The organism is Acinetobacter sp. SWBY1 (assembly GCF_002946595.1).
GTDB lineage: Bacteria > Pseudomonadota > Gammaproteobacteria > Pseudomonadales > Moraxellaceae > Acinetobacter > Acinetobacter towneri.
This window is the reverse complement of the sequence record NZ_CP026616.1, coordinates 638,577-655,603: the sequence shown is the minus strand read 5'-3', so window position 1 is coordinate 655,603 and position 17,027 is coordinate 638,577. Positions and strand designations below refer to the sequence as shown.

The window sequence follows — 17,027 nt, the reverse complement described above, 5'->3', positions numbered from 1 at the left end:
GCCGTCACTGGTTTGATCATACAAAAGATTGTTTAATAGTCTGAATATAACATGAATTTCACTGTATTTTGTTATAAAAAGATGAATACTTCTTTAAAAAATAAGTGATGAATCGGGTAGATAAATTAAACGGTCTGTTTTAGCAAAATCCTGTCAGATAAAGCATTCATTATTGGCTGGCTTGTGCCTCAGAAACTGCTGTTGCAGTTTCTGGTGTGCTGATAGGTTTTGATTTCACAGGATTGACCATAAAGTTAATCCCGATAATAAATAAGGTAATACCTAAAACTTTACGAATCACTTTTTCAGGTAAACGTGAACTGACTAAAGTTCCCACCACAATTGCAGGAATCGAGCCAACCAACAACCAAACCAATAGGTGAAAGTCGACATTGCCTGAACTCATGTGACCTAAGCCTGCAACTAGGGTAAGTAAGACGGCATGCACGACATCTGAACCGATAATACGAATCATCGGTAGATTCGGGAACATCAGCACCAATGCCATGATGCCAAAAGCACCTGCACCCACTGAAGAAAGTGTGACAAATACACCCAGTACAACTCCCATAATTACAATGAGGGCACGCTTATCTGCAGCCTGTAGTTTGACCTTTTCAAGGTCTTGGGTCATATCGGGCAATTCTTGTTTACGGTATTTATTAAAAAACGTTTCAATTTGACTGCGAAACACAATTGAGATGCCAGTTAAGGTCAACATAAAGCCCAGTACCACGGTCAGTACCATTTTGTAATGGGTAGATTGGCTTAAATAATTCTCTAAAACCCAATGGGTCGCAAATGAAGCAGGGATACTGCCCACTGCAAGCCAAATTACAATGGGCCATACAATATTCATTTTTTTGGCATGAACCAATGAGCCGCAGAATTTTGAAATGGCGGCATAAAGTAGGTCTGTTCCAATTGCGATATGCGGTTCAATTTTAAACAAGCTGATCAGAATGGGAGTCATCAGTGAACCGCCACCTACGCCAGTCACACCCACGCAGAAGCCGACCAATACACCTGCCAAAATAAACTCTAAAGGACCAACCATGAAGATATGCCGAAGTCAAAAATCGTGAATATATTATGCCTTTTGGCAATAAGCTGTTGTCTTGATTAATGATTTACTTATTCTTAAAACAGATATAGTCAATGTGGTAAATCAGTGCAAAAGATCGCAGATTCAAGCCACGGCTTACTTTCTGTTTCTTACAAAATACAGTGGCTATGCTAAAATGCGAAAATTCATATCCATTAAAATTTAGAGGACAAAACGCTTGCAAAATCGGAAACTTAAAATAGGTATCGTTGTGGGAGAAGTATCGGGTGATACTTTGGGGGCACAACTCATGCGACGTTTTCGTGAGCAAGGCATTGATGCTGAGTTTGAAGGCATTGGTGGTCCGCAAATGATTGCGGAAGGGTTTAAAAGTTATTATCCGATGGATATTTTATCGGTAATGGGCATTGTTGAAGTGCTGAAAGATTTGAAAAAACTCTTTGCAGTACGGGATGGTTTGGTCGAAAAGTGGACTCAACATCCCGTCGATGTCTTTGTCGGAGTTGATGCGCCTGATTTTAATTTACGTCTTGCCAAAAGTTTAAAACAGAAAAACTTGCCGATTAAAACCGTGCAATATGTCAGTCCTTCGGTATGGGCATGGCGACAAGGTCGGGTACATGGCATTAAAGCCAGTATAGATTTGGTACTGTGTTTATTTCCGTTTGAAAAAGCCTTTTTTAAAAAATGGGATGTGCCTGCAGCCTTTGTCGGACATCCTTTGGCGAGTCAGTTGCCGTTGGAAAATCCAATTGCTGCAGCAAAACAAGAATTGGGTTTAGACCAACAGCAACAACATATTGCGTTATTGCCTGGTAGCCGACGTGGTGAAATTGAGCGTTTAGGGCCGTTAGTTTTAGATGCGGCTTATATTTTGACGCAAAAATATCCGCAGTTTAAGTTTTTAATTCCTGCAATTAATGATGCACGTAAACAACAAATTGAAGCGTTACTGCAGTCTTATCCGAGTGCATTACAAGACAAAGTGCAATTGATGGAAAATCGTGGCACAGAATCCAAAATTGGTCGTCAGGTAATGAATGCGTCCGATATAATTGCACTAGCTTCAGGCACGGCGACGCTAGAAGCAATGCTATTACATCGTCCAATGGTTACGTTTTATAAGCTGAATCGGATCACGTATTGGATTGCGAAACTGTTGGTGAAAATTCCTTATTATTCATTGCCAAATATTATTGCAGGTAAAAAGGTGATTCAGGAGTTAATTCAGGAGGATGCAACACCTGAGCGTTTAGCAGTAGAAATTGAAAAGTTAATTGATATCGAAACAGCACAAATTCAGGTGATGCAGCATATCACTATGCATAAGCAATTATTGTCCGATAACAGCGAAGACCCTGCACAAGCAATTTTGGCGATTTTAGATCGTTAAACTGTTCATTTCGTGATTGCATTGTTGTTTTGAAACTGCTGCCGATACTGGCTAGGTGTTAGCTCGAATTGCTTTTTAAAAGTTTGGCTAAAGGCGGTTTCGGAAGAATAACCGACACGATGGGCAATTTGTTGAATCGACAATTGTCCTTGCTGTAAATAATGCGATGCCAAGCGTAGCCGATGTTGTTGTAAGTATGCCAAAGGCGGCTCACCAATCACCTGATTAAACAAATTGGCAAATTTAGAACGTGACATGCAACATTGTTCTGCCAAACTTTCTACCGTCCATGCTTTTTCGGGTTGACCATGAATAGCTGCGAGCGCATTGGAAAGTTCAGGATGTGCCAAAGCGCCGAGCCAGTTATTTGAGTCATCAAGCTGAAAAATATAATCACGCACACATTCAATCAGTAAAATACTGACCAAGTGATCTAATATTTTATCCCGTCCCGGTCGGATTTGATGACTTTCCACCGCTAAAAATTGCAAGCCAATTTGTAACCACTCGGGCGCTGTGCTGCACATGATATGCGGAATATGCAGATATTCGGGTAGGGCACTTAAAAGCGGTTTTGCCATGGTGGTGTCCATGTGGCATTGAATCACCAAAATAAATGCGTCTTCAGCTTGTGTGTGATTTATCGTGCCAAAATTTATTGACTGCTGTGACTGAATTTGAAATAAATCCGAAATATCAAAGTGTTCTGTCCAGTGAGTGTCTGCAGTTGCACTTGCGTAATGACTGCAACCCGATGGAATCAGGACAATATCACCTGCATCAATGTGAAGGTGTGTCTGTGCAGATAAATGGATATGCAGCGAGCCTTGTAGTACTACATAAGCCAGCATTGCCCCTTGGTCACGATATTGAAATGACCAATCTCCTTGAGGATTTAAATAGATATATTCTGATTGGTGCAGATGTATATCATCAAAAATTTTACTTAAAGCATCCATATTTTAAGCATAAATCATTATAAAAAATAAACCTGTGATTTCAGGACAATATAGCGCATTTTTGCGCCAAAGACTTTTGCATAGCTTTTTTGGACGTCTGCAACTGTTCATTCTCGTGTCTTTCCTCAAATATATAGGTAGAACAGCGTAGAAGGAAGAAAATAAGATGAACGCACCACTTCATTTGCTTAAAGAGATGGAACAGGATGTTCCTTATAAAAGCGCGGCTCAACTCAATAAAAAGCGTTATTTATGGTTGATCAGCCCATTTTTACCTGTATTGGGGATGGGGATTTTGGCGGGTTATCAATTCGCTCCGAAGCCTGCGAAAAAAGTTTTTGCTCTAGGTGGCCCTTTATTATTGCATGTGATTATTCCAACAATTGATACTTTAATTGGTCAAGATGCCAATAACCCAAGCAATGAAGATGTGAAACGACTTGAGGAAGATCGGTATTATTCGCGTTTGGTGAAAAGTTTTATTCCTTTGCAATATGCCGCCAATATTTATGCAGCTTATTTGGTTGGACGGCCACAAACCTCGTTAGTCGATAAAATTTTTCTGGGTATTTCCATGGGGATGGTGAATGGTATTGCTGTCAATACTGCGCATGAACTCAGCCATAAATCTTCAAAAATAGATCACTTACTGTCACATTTGGCTTTAGCACCAACAGGATATAACCATTTTCGGGTTGAGCATCCGTATGGGCATCATAAACGTGCTGCGACACCTGAAGACCCTGCATCTTCACGTATGGGAGAAACATTTTATGAGTTTTGGCTCCGCACGGTAAAAGGTTCGTTTAAGTCTGCACTGCAAATTGAAACTCAGCGTTTAAAACGTAAAGGCAAAAGTTTTTGGTCGAAAGACAATGAATTATTACAAGGCTGGGGCATGAGTGCGGCATTTCATGCTGCATTGTTGGCGCGTTTTGGTACTGGGATCATTCCGTATTTGGCGACACAGGCTTTTTATGGCATTAGCCTGTTTGAAATAATTAATTATATAGAACATTATGGCTTGCTTAGACAAAAAGATGCGCATGGCAAATATGAGCGCACTATGCCTGAACACAGCTGGAATAATAACAATATTGTGACCAATTTGTTTTTGTATCAATTACAACGTCATTCCGATCATCATGCTTATCCAACCCGACCATTTCAGGCTTTGCGACATTTTGATGAAGCGCCTGAATTACCAAGCGGTTATGCCAGCATGTTGCTGCCTGCCATGATTCCACCTTTGTGGTTTAAAATTATGGATAAACGTGTATTTGAACATTATCAAGGCAATTTAAACAAAGCCAATATTCAGCCTAAACGCCGTGCAGGAATTTTTAAGAAATTTGGTGTGGTGGATAATTGATTGAATTATTAAGATTATTTTTTAATATTCATTTTGATATTTCTTTTGTATATATCTTTCAAAGGAAAGATTGAGATGTATACCAGATGTCTATTTTCACTCATCTTACTATGAATTGACTTCATCTCATTTTGGCGCATAATAAAGTTATATATTTATATAATATTGAGGTGGGTATGATTCATACAAACTTGAGAAAAGTAGGTGGTTCGGTCATGCTTGCCGTACCGCCTACATTATTAAAAAGTTTAGGTTTAGATGCGGGAAAGGAAGTTTCTCTGAGCATTGTGAATGGTAAGTTAGTGGTCGAACCTAAAGCGAAGCCATCTTATAAATTGGCTGACTTGCTGCAAGAGCATCAAGCTTTAGCATTAGAGCAAGATGCGTGGCATGATGTAAAAGCAGTTGGGCGAGAAGAAATCTAATGAATCAAGGCGATATTTATTTGATTTCATTAGATCCAACACTTGGACATGAACAACAAGGTAAGCGACCTGTATTTGTTATTTCACCTAAGTCATTTAATCTTATTACTAAAATGCCGATTGTTTTGCCTATTACTTCTGGTGGAAACTTTGCACGAAATATGGGTTTCGCTGTAGAGCTTATTGGTGGGAAAACTACAGGTATTGTGCGTTGTGATCAATCTAGAGCTTTAGATTTTGAAGCTAGACACGCGCGGTTTTTAGAATCCTCGCACGCAGATGTTTTGGATGAGGTTTTAGCAAGATATATCGCAATTTTTTCACCTGAAGATTAATTTATATCGAAAAAGACAGAAATTTATAGCAATATTTCTATGAAAATCTGTCTTTTATCTTACTTTACTATATGCCTTAAATCATAAAATCACTTGAGCTCACTCGAACTTTTACCTAATTCACGACGGGCAATAATCAATAGCTGAATCTGTTGCGTACCTTCAAAAATATCTAAAATTTTCGAATCACGTGCCCATTTTTCCAATAACTCATCTTCGTTATAACCCACCGATGCAGCTAACTCGACACACCTGAGCGTGATTTCATTACACACGCGACCAGCTTTGGCTTTGGAAATAGAAGCTTCGCGTGAGTTAGGCTGTTTATTGTCTGCCATCCATGCTGCTTTGAGCATCAATAAACGTGCGGCTTCCCATTCTGCTTCCATCCGATAAGTCTGTGCTGCGATATGTGAACACTGTAAATAGGGCGTGGCATAATTTGCATCTAATTGGTCTTTAAAAATTTCCTTAATCCGCTCTAAAGCGGCTTTGGCACAACCAACGGCCATAGCTGCCACCAAAGGGCGAGTGTTATCAAAGGTTTCCATCACACCTGCAAACCCTTTGGCAACATCAATTTCTGTATTGCCTAAAAGGTTGCTCGCAGGAACACGGCAATTTTCAAATCGAATTGTTGCTGTGTCCGAGGCTTTAATCCCTAATTTATGTTCTAAGCGTTCCACGGTCATGCCAGGTGTGCCCTTAGTCACAACAAAGGATTTGATCGCAGCACGTCCCAGTTTTTTGTCTAAGGTTGCCCACACAACAACGGCATCGGCGCGGTCACCAGAGGTCACAAAAATCTTTTCACCATTTAAAATATATTCATTGTCTACTTTGGTGGCAGTGGTACGAATAGCCGCAGAGTCAGAACCACAGTTGGGTTCGGTAATTGCCATGGCTGCCCAAACACCATTAAAGCGTTGTAATTGTTCTTCATTGGCCACCGCAGCAATCGCAGAATTACCTAAACTTTGGCGTGGCATACTGAGTAATAAACCTGTATCGCCATAACACATTTCGACAATACTCAGTGCGGTAGACATATTTACGCCATTTTTGTTACCTGTAGATGTGTCACCACGTTTGTTGACTGCTGCACCTGCATTCATGCCATCGCCCGCTTGGTTCATACCATCAACTAAGGCGGCAAGCATGTCTAATTCTTTCGGGTAGGCGTGTTCGGCTTTATCATATTTCCTTGAAATGGGACGTAATACATTTAAAGCAACTTCATGTGCCTGATCGACCAACATTTTGAATTTTTTTGGATTTTGTAAATTCATGGATGTATTCCTTATTTTTCTAGTTGGCTATCGTTTATTGATGGTGTGAGATTAAGCATGCAAGCCTGAATGCATAATTGCAGTCGCACGTAAATCACGATACCAACGCTCTACAGGATGTTCTTTGGTAAAGCCATGACCACCTAAAATTTGCACGCCATTGGTGGCAATTTGCATAGATTTTTCTGCACAGAGCAGACGTGCTAAATATGCTTCTCGATGAAAGTTTTTACCCGATTCGGCAAGACTCGCTGCATTCAGCAACAGCATGCGCATGGCTTCAATTTCAATGGCCATATCTGCAATCATAAAAGCCACACTTTGACGATGTGAAATTGGTTCGCCAAATGCAGTGCGCTCATTGGCATAGCGAATACAATAACTTTTCACTGCTTCACAGCAACCAACTGTCATGGCGCACCACATGAGATTGCCTAAATTTAAAAATGCGCTGTAATCGAAATCATCTGTGCCTAAACGCTCCGCAGGGGTTTGATTAAACTTTAAAGTCGCCGTTTCACAGGCTTTTAAGCCCATTGCAGGCGCTGCTTTAAATTGAATAGAAGCATCACGTTGCACAATGAACACATCGGCTTGACCATTTAGCTCTGCACTAACCAAAAATAAATCTGCTGTTTCGGCCAAAATCACCAGCGTTTTTTCACCTGTAATTAGGTACTGTCCATTTTGCAAAGTCGCTTTGGTTTTTAGCTGATACGGATTAAACGCAGCAGTATTTTCCTGAATCGCAAAAGTGGCTTGAAGTGGCGTTGGATGGTTCGCGTCTGTTTCGGAAAACGCAGATAAATACTGATTTTGAACCTGTTCTGAACCCCAGCGAGTTATGGCATTCATTACGCCAAATGTGGAAAGTAATCCTGCGGTTAAGCCAAAGTCGCCACGTGCCAATTGTTCGGCAATTAAAATATGGCTGACAATATTTTGTTCAGTGGCAACACCGCCTAAAGCTTCGGGCAGAGCATAGGTGTTCAAACCTAAATCTGTGCTGTATTGCCATAATACTTGTGGGAATTTCGCATCATGATCTGCCTGATGTGCCAATGGATAGATCACTTCTGTAGCAAATTGCTGCATGGCATCGACCAGCATTTGCTGTTCTTCACTCAATGACAAATCAAATAAATCTTTGGATTGACGTGTCAGTCGTTGTTGCGGTAATTTTTGTGTGCTTTTAAAATTTTTTTGAGTGGTTTCAAAGGTTTTAAAACCTGCTTTGGCTGAGTGATATAGAGATTGTTCAACCCATTTGCGTAATTTGAATTGATCGAGCAGATCACTCGATGCCATTTTAGTGAGTAGCGCTAAGCCGAATCCTTGGGCTTTGTTTATCATTTGACTCATGATTGTGTTGTCCTACACAGAGAATGCTTGTTTTTTATGCTGACATGCAGACTATAAAAAAACTATGTCATTGCTGACATGCAGAATTGTCAAAGATAAACGGTAAAAATTTTCTTATAACTGGACTAATATGTGGATTTTTATAGATTATTAATTTTATAGAAATCTACGCTTTTAAAATAAATTGACCTAAATGACAATTGCATCGAGTGGGCAACAATCATTTAGGTCTATATAACAGCTTTGATCAAAGAAATAAAAGTTGGGACTTAAATAAACTTTTGAATCATTTTGCGGACATTGGTTTTCGCATCAATCACGGTCATAAAGGTGTAGGCACCAATAAATTTACGGCTAATAAACATAAATTCTTTAGGCGGCACACTAAAGTAACGCGAAGCCATCGATTTAGATGCTTGTTGCATGACACGGCTATGCAGCTGACTTTTTTTCCAGTCATAGCGCGATTGTTCATCCATCACGCCTGCAGGTAAATCGCGGTTATTGTCTAAGTGACTAAAGGCTTCGGTTGCCAATAGAAACACTTTGGCCATATCTGGTTTAATGCTTTCAGGGATGCTGTCAAAAAACTCATAACCCGTCATGGCATTCACCATCATTTGTGGGTCGTGGTAATAACCCGCCTTGATCAAATTACGCGCCACAGTCAGCAAGTGTTGATCAAATTGACGAATAGCACCAAAGTCGAGCAGTACAATTTTATCGTGAATATCTTCACCATTACCTAAGCGAACTAAGTAGTTGCCAAAGTTCGGGTCAGTCTGCATTTCGCCCCATTCAAATACTTCACGCACAGCAATTTCTAAAGAGGCTTCGCCTAATTGGTTACGGCGTTCTTGAGGTAATGAGAGCATGACAGGGCTGTTAATCGGTACGCCACGTTCAAAGGTCATACACAGCACTTGGTCGCTACAGTATTCATCCACAATTTGCGGCACAATGTAGCGCGGATCATCTTTTAAACGGGCAGCAAAACGACGTGTCGTTTCCGCTTCAATTTGATAGTTGACTTCACGATGCATCATTTCACGCACTTCATCAAACCACTGATCAAATTCACGGGTTTGCGGCACCATGCGTGTCAATTTGAGCATATTTCTAAATAGGCTCATGTCTGAGTCAATCGCATCTGCTACGCCTGGATATTGGATTTTTAATACCAACTCCAAACCATCCGACTTGCGGGTCGCGCGGTGAACTTGAGCCAAAGAGGCTGTACCTAATGGCTCATGATCAATGGTGAGATCATCAAGTTTGGCACCTAACTGTGCCTGTAATTGCTGTTTAATTGCAGGCCATGCCAATGCGACAGTCTGGTTATTCAGCGTGTTGAGTGCTTGCGTAATTTCTTCAGGTAAAAAATGTTCGCCGTACAGCGCCATCATTTGCCCAATCTTCACGATAGAGCCTTTGAGTTTGCCAATTTCAGCCACCAAGTAATCGGCTTGTTCTTTCATGGCTTTTTTTCGTTTACGTTCTTTTTCTTCTTCGCTTGAAAACATAGAGGTGGCATTCGAGGCTGCCCATCGTGTTCCTGCAAGTAAAGATGCCTTTGCGATGGATAAGCGTCGATCCATAGAGGAAGTCTTGAGTTGTTTAAGCTTATCGTTCTGATCTGACATTAAAATCAATCCTTAAATCAGCAATACGCAGGAAAATTAGATTGTAACGGATATTAGCGCGTCTTAACGTATTAAAAAAGTTCAACTTGCTGAACGACGAGTTTCCTCGTGAAAAAAGTATGAAAAACGGCTTAAAAGTACTTTTACATCCGATATTGCACTTTGGTTTCGGCTTTTTTCATCAATTGCGCTTTGTTGTCTTGGATAGATTTGAGAATCATCAATTTTACAGAATCGTGTAAAAAACCATGCGCATATCCCTTAACAATAATCACGCTGGGCAAACTAAAAAATAGATATTTGGCATCATCTAATGACGCATTTTCAAAAATGCCGTTTTCAATCAAAATTTGCTGAAAAAATTGTTTTTCAATCAAGACTGCATCAGAGTGGTTGTCGTTCCAATAGCTTTGGCGCATGGCCATCAAATTATTGTGTTTGTAGCTCATAAGGCTGAAAGTTTCATCTATAAAATGAGTAATTCAATTATTGGGATATTGTCACATTTTTCAATGATTATTGTGCATTTATCATCGACTCAGCTATAAAAAGCAGGCGATTGACTATATGCTTTTTAACCTGAATCTTGTAGCATCAATGCAGTAATTTGGGTTTTGTAAAATTATAAAATATTGAAAATTTACCGCGCTTTAAAAACAGACTGCGCTCAGGGGAAAATATGAAAGTTTGGATATTTACACTATTGGGGATGCTGACTTTGGATACAGCTCAAGTTTGGGCGAATGGCGTTTCACAAGGCTATACGCAATGTATGAACAATAGTTATGGCAAAATTTCCCAATCGCAAAAATGTATTAAAACTGAGCAAAAAGCACAAACCAAACGACTCAAAAAACACTATAAAGCCTATGTAAAACGCAGCGCAGGCAATGCCAGTAATATTCAACAACAGCATCAACTTTGGGAAAACCGTGTAAAACAACGCTGTTATTTATCGACTCAAAGCGATTTTGCCGCATTACAACGTGCACAATGTGTTTTGCTGCAAACAGCAGAGCGCGCTGATTATTATCAAGGGCAGTTTGTGGGAATCAAATAAGTAAAACCATAGCAAATAAATTACTTGGAAACTGCTTAAACATTATAAAACCGAGCAAAACAAGGTATCATAAGGCGTTTTAAAATTTGACCTTGGAGCGCCTTAAGTGGATCGACCGACAATTAGCCCTGAATATTTGCAGGAAGCTGCTGAAAACCTATCAACCATTCGTGATTTTATTCGCTTTGGGGTTACAGCATTACGTCAATACGATGCACATTTAGGTCAAGGTACAGAAGATTATTTTGCAGAAAGCTCTGCATTGGTATTGCAAACCATGTCTTTAGACTGGAATGCAGACCCAGAAATTTTAGATGCCAAACTTTTACCAAGCGAAGTGGCTGAGTTTTTAAGTCTGCTTGAACGACGTATTAACGAAAAAGTACCTACTTCATATTTGTTGAATTTGGCTTATTTCTTTAATAAACCATTTTATGTAGATGAGCGTGTTTTGATTCCACGTTCACCTATTGCAGAACTAATTGAAAATCGTTTTGCGCCATATTGTCTAGATGAAGAAGGTCAAATGCGCGAAGCAGATAATAATTTACCTGCTAATTCTGCACCAAAAACACCACAACGTATTTTAGATATGTGTACGGGTTCAGGTTGTATTGCGATTGCTTTGGCTTATGCTTTTCCAGATGCTGAAGTCGATGCAACTGACATTTCAAAAGATGCTTTGGAAGTCGCACAAATTAACTGTGAACATCACAACAAACAATACCAAGTGGCGTTGCTTGAGTCTGATTTATTCGCCAAAATCCCAGCCGAAAATCAGTATGATTTAATCGTATCTAACCCGCCGTATGTTGATGCGGAAGATATGGCAGATTTACCTGAAGAATTCCATCATGAGCCAGAATTGGCATTGGCAGCAGGGCAAGACGGCTTAGATTTAGTCCGTAAAATGTTGGCGCAGGCGGCAGATTACTTAACTGAAGATGGCTTAATTGTGATTGAAGTAGGTAATTCTGAATGGGCGATGAAGCAAAACTTTAACACGGTTGATTTGCACTGGTTAAAATTCCAAAAAGGTGGTTCAGGTATTTTTGCATTGACTGCAGCACAATGCCGTGAATATCGCGATTTATTTATTCAATCTGTTCAAGCATAAGGAGTCGTTGGACGTGGCAGGTAATAGTATAGGGCAACTTTTCCGTGTAACGACTTGTGGTGAATCTCATGGCGTAGGTCTGATGGCGATTGTCGATGGCGTGCCACCGGGGATTGAACTGTCTGCAGAAGATTTACAAAAAGATTTGGATCGCCGTAAACCGGGTACGTCTAAGTTCGCGACACAGCGTAAAGAACCCGATGAAGTTGAAATTATTTCAGGTGTCTTTGAAGGTAAAACCACTGGAACTTCAATTGGTTTACTGATTCGTAATACTGACCAAAAATCGAAAGACTACGGTAATATTGCACAGACTTTCCGCCCTGGGCATGCAGATTATACCTATACGCAAAAGTATGGTTTCCGCGATTATCGTGGTGGTGGACGTTCAAGCGCACGTGAAACAGCAATGCGCGTTGCAGCAGGTGCAATTGCAAAAAAATACCTGTTCGAAAAATTTGGAATTGTGATTCGTGGTCACGTCACTCAAATTGGTACAGAAAAAGCTGAAAAGCTAGATTGGAACGAAGTACCAAACAATCCATTTTTCTGTGGCGATTCCGATGCTGTACCACGTTTTGAAGCTTTGGTAACGTCTTTGCGTGAACAGGGTACAAGCTGTGGTGCAAAACTGGAAATTGTGGCTGAAAAAGTTCCTGTGGGTTGGGGGGAACCTGTTTTTGATCGTTTAGATGCCGATATTGCCCATGCCATGATGTCTATCAATGCTGTGAAAGGCGTTGAAATTGGAGATGGTTTTGCAGTGGCAGCGCAGTTTGGGCATGTAACCCGTGACGAACTGACCACTGACGGCTTTTTGGCGAACCATGCAGGCGGTATTTTAGGCGGTATTTCTAGTGGTCAAGATATTCGTGTTGCGATTGCTTTAAAACCAACAGCCAGTATTACTACACCTGGTAAAACCATTAATTTAAACCGTGAAGATACGGATGTACTGACCAAAGGACGCCATGATCCTTGCGTAGGTGTGCGTGCAACGCCAATTGCAGAAGCTATGCTTGCGATTGTATTGATGGATCATTTCATGCGTCATCGTGCGCAGAATGCCGATGTGGTTGCACCGTTTGCACCCATTGAGCCGAAATAACAATATGCTTTAAGCAAGGTGCATAATCATTGCCAAGTGCGAAAATATGTTGTGAAAAAAGCCAAACCGTAGTGTTTGGCTTTTTTCTGCCTGAGTTTTGAGCTTAGTTCTTCTTTTAGATTGTAAGTTTCAAAATTTTATACGCTGTTTTATATGGTGAAGATGCAGAGGAATGATCTGCGGCTCCTAAATATTAAGCCAATAAAAAAGAGCGCATATTGCGCTCTTTTCAAGGAATTTATTTACACCTCATTAAAGAAACCAAGTGTAATAACCCCAAATCATCAATGGCCAAGCCACAAATGGGCTAAATAACCATTTCCAAAACCAAAAGCGTGGAATAAAACCAACACCGTGTACAAAGCCACCTGAAATACCAATCATAATAAACATCATGGCACGGTGGCTATATTCACCGTTGGCATCCAGCATTGCTGCTGGATGAAGAAGCAGTACAGCTGCGAGTGGGAATGCCAATAAACATGAAATAACCATCGCAATCTTGTTCGGTTTTTGAACTGTTGTTTCAGCGTTCACTGCAGTGTCTGTCATCTAATTATTCCTCGTCAAGGTCTTGATGAGATTCAATATACAGGGCACTCAAGACACCTGCAAAGCATGCCATCAGAATACCGAGAATCCATGCAAAGTACCACATAATTTATTCTCCTTAGACACAGCCTTAGTAAAGGCTGTGTGAATTCTCTTTAATGTGCTTGTTGGTGATAACGCCCCACATTTTGTAGTAACACCAAGTGGTGTATAGCAAAATAATTGGTACGAAGATACATGCTGCAACAGTCATTACAGTTAATGTGTTTTTACTTGATACCGCATCCCACATGGTCAAGCTTGCAACTGGGTTGAGGCTTGATGGCATTAAGAATGGGAACAATGCAAAACCAGCAGTTAAAATTGCACCGATCACCGCTAAAGATGAACCTGTGAAACTTAAACCCGCTTTATTTTTACCTGCTGCAAGAACAATCAAAATACCGCCCAAGATGCCCATAATTGGTGCAATCATGGTAATAGGGTACGCTGAGTAGTTATTCATCCAGCCTGGGTTTGCATTGGTTAAAACTTCTTTAGCCAATGGGTTTGCTACGCCATTCGTGTCGTATGGAGTTACTAGGGTATAACCTTCGATACCACCGAAGTATAACCATGCGCCTGCACCTAAGAAACACACAAGGAACACAATACCCATGATTTGCGTTGCTTTTGCAGAGCGTGCACGTAAGTCACCATCGGTACGCAGCATTAACCATGCACCACCATGCGCACAAAGCATAGACAAGCTGACTAAACCACAAACTAAAGCAAATGGGTTTAATAATGCAAAGAAGCTGCCTGTATATGTTGAACGTACAGTTTCGTCTAGGGTAAATGGTACGCCAAGGAACATATTACCAAACGCAACACCGAACACTAATGCAGGAACTGCACCACCTACAGCCAAACCCCAGTCCCAAGATGTACGCCATTTGGTGTTTTCAAGTTTTGAGCGGTAGTCAAAACCAACTGGGCGCAGGAATAGGGCAAACAGAACTAAGAGTAGTGCCCAATACATGCCTGAGAATGCTGTTGCATATACCATTGGCCAAGCAGCAAATAACGCGCCACCCGCTGTAATGAACCAAACCTGGTTACCATCCCAGTGCGGTGCAATCGTGTTGATTGCAGCACGGCGTTCTTCGTCATTTTTACCTACAAATGGCATGATCGCCATTGAGCCCATGTCGAAGCCATCGGTGAGGGCAAAGCCAATGAGTAATACACCCACTAACACCCACCAAATGATTTTGAGTAATTCATATTCGATCATGCTTAAGCCTCCTCATTGGCTTTTTTCGCAGCTTCAATTTTCTCGAAGTGGTATTTACCAGTATGAAGCGAGCTTGGGCCTAGACGTGAGAATTTGATCATCAAGTACATTTCAATAATCAGCAAAACGGTATAGAACGCTGCCAATGCAATGATTGAGCCCCATACGTCGCCAGTGCTGAGTGAAGATGCAGACAAGTGTGTTGGAAGTACTTCACCAATTGTCCATGGTTGACGACCAACTTCTGCTACATACCAACCTGTTTGCGCTGCAATCCAAGGTAATGGTAATGAGAATAACGCAAATTTTAATAACCAAGGTTTACTTTCTGCGTTGCGTTTAGCCACTGCAAAAGTTGCAAGTGCGAATAACAACAGCATTAAGAAACCAGAAGCTACCATGGCACGGAATGCCCAGAACAAACTTGGTACGTGTGGAATAGTATCCGCAGCAGCCATTTTAATTTGTTCGTCAGTCGCATCTACTACGTTTGGCGTGTATTTTTTCAACAATAAACCATAACCCAAATCGGTTTGAGTTTGTTCAAATGCAGCTTTAAGTTCAGGAGATTGGTCGCCCGCACGTAATTGCTCAAGTTGTTGATAAGCAACCATACCGTTACGAATACGAACTTCGTGGTTTGCGATCAGGTCTTTAATACCAGTCACTTCTTCGGTGATAGAACGCGTTGCAATAATCCCCATTACATAAGGAATTTTAACTGCGTAATCTGTCGTTTGCGTTTCTTCGTTTGGAATACCAAATAAAGTGAACGCTGCAGGAGCAGGGTGAGTATCCCATTCTGCTTCAATTGCTGCGAGTTTGGTTTTTTGAACATCACCTAATTCATAACCTGATTCATCACCAAGTAGAATTACAGATAAAGTAGAAGCTAAACCGAAAATTGCTGCAATTGCGAATGAACGACGCGCAAATGGTAAGTCTTGCTTTTTCAATAAGTAATAACTTGAAATTGCTAAAACGAAAATAGCACCGGTTACATAACCTGCAGAAACAGTGTGTACGAACTTAACTTGCGCAACAGGGTTAAAAATTAAAGCCCCGAAGTCAACCAATTCCATACGCATGGTTTCGTAGTTAAAGGTAGAACCCACTGGGTTTTGCATCCAGCCGTTGGCCACTAAAATCCAGAGTGCGGACATATTAGAGCCAAGCGCAACCAGCCACGTTACACATAAGTGCTGCACTTTGGAGAGGCGATCCCATCCAAAGAAGAATAAACCAATGAAGGTCGATTCTAAGAAGAAGGCCATTAAACCTTCAATTGCAAGTGGTGCACCAAAGATATCACCCACGTAGTGTGAGTAATATGCCCAGTTTGTACCAAACTGGAACTCCATGGTTAAACCTGTGGTTACGCCTAAAGCAAAGTTAATACCGAAGAGTTTTCCCCAGAATTTGGTCATGTCTTTATAAATTTCTTTACCAGAAATCACATACGTGGTTTCCATAATGGCAAGAATAAAAGCCAGACCTAAAGTCAGTGGAACAAAAATAAAGTGATACATCGCGGTCATTGCGAATTGGAACCGCGAGAGATCGACCACGCTTTCAGAAATCATCAACGTGTCTCCTTGATTGAGGAAGGACTGCCAGCAATACGCTCAGCAACTTGTGAATCAAAATTTTGAGGAATAGTTGGGGCATCAAACCAAATATTTTTGATGACCATTAACAGCACGACCTTAATTATTAAAATGATCGTGAGTTCACGAACAACTTTTCTATTTAAATCTTTAGGAACTAAGCTCACTTTTATAAGCCTATTTTTTAAACTGTGTTTTATATTATTAAACAAAAACATACAAAAAAAAATAGCTGGCACAGTTAAAATGCAAATATATTGTTAACTTATTATAAATCAATAGTTTGTTTTTGGGTGTTGCAGAGAATAAATGGAGGAAAGTAATATTTTTTAAACTTGACAGAAACACTTGTAATTAATAATTCAAAATCTGACTAAAATACTTATATTTTAAAAAAGCAAATCTGACTAAATTGCTATGAATAAAAATCAATCTAAAAATAGCAATAAATTAGAGATATTAT

At 40.4% G+C, this 17,027-nt stretch carries 18 protein-coding genes; 7 read left to right on the top strand and 11 right to left on the bottom strand.

Annotated features, from left to right (window positions below; all coding sequences use genetic code 11):
* Positions 1 to 169: 169 nt before the first annotated feature.
* Positions 170 to 1,057, bottom strand: a complete 888-nt coding sequence (locus C3Y93_RS03345) for a sulfite exporter TauE/SafE family protein (protein ID WP_104852074.1) — start codon at positions 1,055 to 1,057, stop codon at positions 170 to 172.
* Between the two features lie 226 nt (positions 1,058 to 1,283).
* On the opposite strand from C3Y93_RS03345, the gene lpxB reads away from it, so the two are divergent.
* The gene (lpxB, locus tag C3Y93_RS03340) at positions 1,284 to 2,459 is read left to right on the top strand and encodes a lipid-A-disaccharide synthase (RefSeq protein WP_104852073.1); all 1,176 of its coding nucleotides are present in this window, start codon (positions 1,284 to 1,286) and stop codon (positions 2,457 to 2,459) included.
* A gap of 5 nt (positions 2,460 to 2,464) precedes the next feature.
* Here lpxB and C3Y93_RS03335 read toward each other — a convergent pair whose 3' ends face one another.
* Positions 2,465 to 3,418 carry an AraC family transcriptional regulator gene (locus C3Y93_RS03335; RefSeq protein ID WP_096900855.1) on the bottom strand — a complete coding sequence of 318 codons (954 nt, stop codon included), beginning with the start codon at positions 3,416 to 3,418 and terminating at the stop codon, positions 2,465 to 2,467.
* Positions 3,419 to 3,584: 166 nt separating this feature from the next.
* On the opposite strand from C3Y93_RS03335, the gene C3Y93_RS03330 reads away from it, so the two are divergent.
* The 3 genes from C3Y93_RS03330 (at position 3,585) to C3Y93_RS03320 (ending at position 5,550) form a co-directional block, all read left to right on the top strand.
* On the top strand, positions 3,585 to 4,790 hold the full coding sequence (locus C3Y93_RS03330; RefSeq protein WP_104852072.1) for an alkane 1-monooxygenase: 1,206 nt from the start codon (positions 3,585 to 3,587) through the stop codon (positions 4,788 to 4,790).
* Between the two features lie 176 nt (positions 4,791 to 4,966).
* The gene (locus C3Y93_RS03325; protein ID WP_004973383.1) at positions 4,967 to 5,215 is read left to right on the top strand and encodes an AbrB/MazE/SpoVT family DNA-binding domain-containing protein; all 249 of its coding nucleotides are present in this window, start codon (positions 4,967 to 4,969) and stop codon (positions 5,213 to 5,215) included.
* Entirely contained in the window at positions 5,215 to 5,550 is a 336-nt protein-coding gene (locus C3Y93_RS03320; RefSeq protein WP_096900853.1) for a type II toxin-antitoxin system PemK/MazF family toxin, read from the top strand. The genes C3Y93_RS03325 and C3Y93_RS03320 overlap by 1 nt, the downstream gene beginning before the upstream one ends.
* Before the next feature lie 89 nt (positions 5,551 to 5,639).
* On the opposite strand, the gene C3Y93_RS03315 is transcribed toward C3Y93_RS03320, so the two are convergent.
* The 4 genes from C3Y93_RS03315 to C3Y93_RS03300 form a co-directional block, all read right to left on the bottom strand.
* On the bottom strand, positions 5,640 to 6,839 hold the full coding sequence (locus tag C3Y93_RS03315) for an acyl-CoA dehydrogenase family protein (protein WP_104852071.1): 1,200 nt from the start codon (positions 6,837 to 6,839) through the stop codon (positions 5,640 to 5,642).
* A 51-nt stretch (positions 6,840 to 6,890) separates the two neighbouring features.
* Positions 6,891 to 8,201: an acyl-CoA dehydrogenase family protein gene (locus tag C3Y93_RS03310; protein WP_104852070.1), complete on the bottom strand. Its 1,311-nt coding sequence runs from the start codon at positions 8,199 to 8,201 to the stop codon at positions 6,891 to 6,893.
* 269 nt (positions 8,202 to 8,470) lie between these two features.
* Positions 8,471 to 9,844: an ABC1 kinase family protein gene (locus C3Y93_RS03305; protein WP_004973390.1), complete on the bottom strand. Its 1,374-nt coding sequence runs from the start codon at positions 9,842 to 9,844 to the stop codon at positions 8,471 to 8,473.
* Positions 9,845 to 9,987: 143 nt separating this feature from the next.
* The gene (locus tag C3Y93_RS03300) at positions 9,988 to 10,293 is read right to left on the bottom strand and encodes a hypothetical protein (protein ID WP_104852069.1); all 306 of its coding nucleotides are present in this window, start codon (positions 10,291 to 10,293) and stop codon (positions 9,988 to 9,990) included.
* A 230-nt stretch (positions 10,294 to 10,523) separates the two neighbouring features.
* On the opposite strand from C3Y93_RS03300, the gene C3Y93_RS03295 reads away from it, so the two are divergent.
* The 3 genes from C3Y93_RS03295 (at position 10,524) to aroC (ending at position 13,129) form a co-directional block, all read left to right on the top strand.
* Complete coding sequence (locus C3Y93_RS03295) at positions 10,524 to 10,904, top strand: DUF1311 domain-containing protein (RefSeq protein WP_104852068.1); 381 nt, start codon at positions 10,524 to 10,526, stop codon at positions 10,902 to 10,904.
* A gap of 106 nt (positions 10,905 to 11,010) precedes the next feature.
* Complete coding sequence (gene prmB, locus C3Y93_RS03290; RefSeq protein ID WP_104852067.1) at positions 11,011 to 12,021, top strand: 50S ribosomal protein L3 N(5)-glutamine methyltransferase; 1,011 nt, start codon at positions 11,011 to 11,013, stop codon at positions 12,019 to 12,021.
* Positions 12,022 to 12,034: 13 nt separating this feature from the next.
* Positions 12,035 to 13,129 (top strand): chorismate synthase, encoded by a 1,095-nt coding sequence (gene aroC, locus C3Y93_RS03285; protein ID WP_104852066.1) that lies wholly within the window; start codon positions 12,035 to 12,037, stop codon positions 13,127 to 13,129.
* 252 nt (positions 13,130 to 13,381) lie between these two features.
* Here the strand turns inward: aroC and C3Y93_RS03280 are convergent, their stop codons facing one another.
* Genes C3Y93_RS03280 through cydP form a run of 5 tightly spaced genes read right to left on the bottom strand, consistent with a single transcriptional unit; the run spans position 13,382 to position 16,731 of the window.
* A complete protein-coding gene (locus C3Y93_RS03280; RefSeq protein WP_004973403.1) occupies positions 13,382 to 13,681 on the bottom strand; it encodes a cyd operon YbgE family protein in 300 nt (99 codons plus the stop codon).
* A 4-nt stretch (positions 13,682 to 13,685) separates the two neighbouring features.
* Positions 13,686 to 13,787, bottom strand: a complete 102-nt coding sequence (cydX, locus tag C3Y93_RS03275) for a cytochrome bd-I oxidase subunit CydX (RefSeq protein WP_004860610.1) — start codon at positions 13,785 to 13,787, stop codon at positions 13,686 to 13,688.
* Between the two features lie 24 nt (positions 13,788 to 13,811).
* On the bottom strand, positions 13,812 to 14,957 hold the full coding sequence (cydB, locus tag C3Y93_RS03270) for a cytochrome d ubiquinol oxidase subunit II (protein ID WP_104852065.1): 1,146 nt from the start codon (positions 14,955 to 14,957) through the stop codon (positions 13,812 to 13,814).
* Positions 14,958 to 14,959: 2 nt separating this feature from the next.
* A complete protein-coding gene (locus C3Y93_RS03265; RefSeq protein ID WP_096900849.1) occupies positions 14,960 to 16,540 on the bottom strand; it encodes a cytochrome ubiquinol oxidase subunit I in 1,581 nt (526 codons plus the stop codon).
* Positions 16,540 to 16,731, bottom strand: a complete 192-nt coding sequence (gene cydP, locus C3Y93_RS03260) for a cytochrome oxidase putative small subunit CydP (protein WP_070155611.1) — start codon at positions 16,729 to 16,731, stop codon at positions 16,540 to 16,542. The genes C3Y93_RS03265 and cydP overlap by 1 nt, the downstream gene beginning before the upstream one ends.
* Positions 16,732 to 17,027 lie beyond the last annotated feature (296 nt).

What these genes read in the sequence shown, in the direction of transcription:
- C3Y93_RS03345 (WP_104852074.1), bottom strand. Translation starts at nt 1,057, where the DNA reads ATGGTTGGTCCTTTAGAGTTTATTTTGGCAGGTGTATTGGTCGGCTTC.
- C3Y93_RS03335 (WP_096900855.1), bottom strand. Translation starts at nt 3,418, where the DNA reads ATGGATGCTTTAAGTAAAATTTTTGATGATATACATCTGCACCAATCA.
- C3Y93_RS03330 (WP_104852072.1), top strand. Translation starts at nt 3,585, where the DNA reads ATGAACGCACCACTTCATTTGCTTAAAGAGATGGAACAGGATGTTCCT.
- C3Y93_RS03325 (WP_004973383.1), top strand. Translation starts at nt 4,967, where the DNA reads ATGATTCATACAAACTTGAGAAAAGTAGGTGGTTCGGTCATGCTTGCC.
- C3Y93_RS03320 (WP_096900853.1), top strand. Translation starts at nt 5,215, where the DNA reads ATGAATCAAGGCGATATTTATTTGATTTCATTAGATCCAACACTTGGA.
- C3Y93_RS03315 (WP_104852071.1), bottom strand. Translation starts at nt 6,839, where the DNA reads ATGAATTTACAAAATCCAAAAAAATTCAAAATGTTGGTCGATCAGGCA.
- C3Y93_RS03310 (WP_104852070.1), bottom strand. Translation starts at nt 8,201, where the DNA reads ATGAGTCAAATGATAAACAAAGCCCAAGGATTCGGCTTAGCGCTACTC.
- C3Y93_RS03305 (WP_004973390.1), bottom strand. Translation starts at nt 9,844, where the DNA reads ATGTCAGATCAGAACGATAAGCTTAAACAACTCAAGACTTCCTCTATG.
- C3Y93_RS03300 (WP_104852069.1), bottom strand. Translation starts at nt 10,293, where the DNA reads ATGAGCTACAAACACAATAATTTGATGGCCATGCGCCAAAGCTATTGG.
- C3Y93_RS03295 (WP_104852068.1), top strand. Translation starts at nt 10,524, where the DNA reads ATGAAAGTTTGGATATTTACACTATTGGGGATGCTGACTTTGGATACA.
- C3Y93_RS03280 (WP_004973403.1), bottom strand. Translation starts at nt 13,681, where the DNA reads ATGACAGACACTGCAGTGAACGCTGAAACAACAGTTCAAAAACCGAAC.
- cydX (WP_004860610.1), bottom strand. Translation starts at nt 13,787, where the DNA reads ATGTGGTACTTTGCATGGATTCTCGGTATTCTGATGGCATGCTTTGCA.
- cydB (WP_104852065.1), bottom strand. Translation starts at nt 14,957, where the DNA reads ATGATCGAATATGAATTACTCAAAATCATTTGGTGGGTGTTAGTGGGT.
- C3Y93_RS03265 (WP_096900849.1), bottom strand. Translation starts at nt 16,540, where the DNA reads ATGATTTCTGAAAGCGTGGTCGATCTCTCGCGGTTCCAATTCGCAATG.